Origin of the sequence: Neobacillus sp. SM06 (genome assembly GCF_050496765.1) — a bacterium.
Lineage (GTDB): Bacteria > Bacillota > Bacilli > Bacillales > Cytobacillaceae > JAEVLT01.
In genome coordinates, this window is the sequence record NZ_JBNWEO010000003.1 from 1 (window position 1) to 2539 (window position 2539).

Sequence of the window (2539 nt, forward strand, 5' to 3'; positions counted from 1 at the left end):
TAATATTTACTATGAAAATGGTATTGAGAAAGTGATTATTCAGGACGAAGAAAAAATCCCAAGTATTCGTCAATTTCGTTACTGGTATGATAAAGAATACACTGCACCAGAATCACTCATTGCTCGTAAAGGAAGGAAAAAATATAACAAAGACCATAGAGCAGTGTTAAACTCTTCCCTTTCAGAAGTATTTGGCCCGGGTTCTCGTTACCAAATTGACGCAACGGTTGGAGATGTGTACCTAATTTCAAAACATAATCCAAACTGGATTATTGGACGTCCTGTAATCTACTTAGTTATGGATGTTTTCAGCCGAATGGTTGTAGGTGTTTATATTGGGTTGGAAGGCCCTTCATGGTTAGGTGCTATGATGGCTTTAGCAAATACAGTAATGGATAAGCAGGAATTTTGCGCCCAGTATGGCATTGAAATTTCAAAAGATGATTGGCCTTGTGAGCACTTACCTGAAATACTTTTGGCAGATAGGGGAGAATTTGAGGGTTTTAATGTAGATCGTTTAATCGAAGCATTTAATCTTCATGTTGAGAATGCTGCACCATATCGCGCTGATTGGAAAGGTGTAGTTGAAAAGCATTTTGACCTGATTCAGAAGAAAGTGAAGCCGATGCTTCCGGGCTATGTAGATAAAGATTTTCAAGAGCGCGGTGCAAGGGACTACCGTTTAGATGCAGTTTTAACATTAGATGAATTTACGAAGATTATTATAAAGCAAATTTTATACTATAATCAAAAGCACTATTTGAAAGATTACGTACGTGATGAGGATTTAGTTCATGATGATGTAATGCCTATTCCACTTAAACTATGGAATTGGGGAATTGAAAGTCGGACAGGCAGACTTAAGTATTTTCCGGAAGACGTTGTAAAGCTACATTTAATGCCGAGAGAAACTGCAACTGTTACTTATAAAGGAATCCGAATGAAGGGGATTTATTATAGTTGCGAACGGGCTGTTAAGGAGTCATGGTTTGAAACTGCTAGGCAAAAAGGTTCATGGAAGGTTGAGATAGCGTATGATCCAAGGGATATGTCTATTGCCTATTGGATTGATAGTCAGTCCAATGAATATGATAAATGCCATATGCTTGAACCTTCTAAACGATACGAACATTCAAGTTTAGAGGAAGTAATGTACTTGTTGCAGAAGGAAAAGCAATTAATCCAGAGTATGAGTCACCAGCAACTGCAAAAAGATGTTGATTATATAGCTGATGTAGAATCGATCGTAGCTAATGCATCTAAAAGGAAAGAACAATTAATGGATCGCTCCTTAAGTAAAGCAGAGAGGGTTGGGAATATAAAGGAACATCGTAGAAATGAAAAGCAGGGGCAGAAATATGAAGAGGCTTTCCAATTGGAAGCAGACAAAGAACAAAAGAAAGAGGCTCAAATACTTCCTTTTCAGTCGAACACAGTAAATGAGCAAAAATTTTCGAGGCCAAATGTGAGAGAGTTTCTGAGGAGACGAAAGGAGAAAAAAGATGAGTGAAGAACTACACTTGAACAATACTGAAGTCGCTAATTATAAACAGCAGCAAGTGGTTGATTTCAAGGGTAATCCACTAATTGAGGCATTACCAGATATTTTATCTCCGGAAGAGGCTTTCGATGCTCTCAGTTATTATCCTGATTTCGATAAACAAGAGAGATTCCTACCTACTCATATTCGTTATCATGCAATACCGAGACTTACTCGTTTCTTTCAGCCAGTAATGCAGCATTTGGACTTAGAACAACGGTTTTCCCGTCTGCTAAGGCATGGGTATATAAGTCGAAATCCGTTAACCCCAGGCTTTACCAAAAGCCTTGCGATTGGACATCAGCAGTTGCATGGATTGGAAACAAAAAATGATATACGTTCCACTGCATCAAGTATGACATTAATGGGATTTTCAGGGATAGGAAAAACAACAGCGATTGAGCGTGTCTTATCATTATATCCGCAATTACTAATTCACAAGCATCCTTTAAATATTACCCAGGTTGTCTGGCTGAAATTAAATTGCCCCCACGACGGTTCATTAAAATCATTGTGCATGGACTTTTTCCTAAAAATGGATCAACTTCTTGGCTCAAATTATTATGAACGATTCGGAAGTCGAAGACACTCTATCAGTTCAATGGTAACAAGAATGGGGCAAATTGCTAGACTGCATTGTGTAGGAGCCCTTGTTATAGATGAGATTCAACATTTACTGGCTACTCGGGATAATAACTCAGAGAAAATGATGAATTTCTTTGTCACCCTTGTTAACGAAATTGGAGTACCTGTTATGATGATTGGAACGATGCGCGCTAAAAGCGTTCTACAGCAGGATTTTAGACAAGCTAGAAGGGGAAGTGGCCAGGGTGATATGGTATGGCAGCAAATGGAGAAAAATGATGATTGGGATTTACTGATTGAAAGCATATGGGAGTATCAATGGCTTCAAAACAAGGTTGAGTTGACTGATGAAATTAATCAGGCGATTTACGAAGAAAGTCAAGGCATTGTTGATATTGCCGTAAAACTTTTTGC

The 2539-nt window shown here is 38.4% G+C and carries 2 protein-coding genes; both read left to right on the forward strand.

Annotated elements, in window-relative coordinates:
- Positions 1 to 1510, forward strand: a 1510-nt coding sequence (locus tag ACQYAD_RS00080; RefSeq protein ID WP_430234343.1) for a Mu transposase C-terminal domain-containing protein, incomplete at its 5' end; no start/stop codon positions are given.
- The coding region (locus ACQYAD_RS00085; RefSeq protein WP_430234345.1) for an ATP-binding protein at positions 1503 to 2539 on the forward strand (1037 nt) is incomplete at its 3' end. The genes ACQYAD_RS00080 and ACQYAD_RS00085, both read left to right, overlap by 8 nt.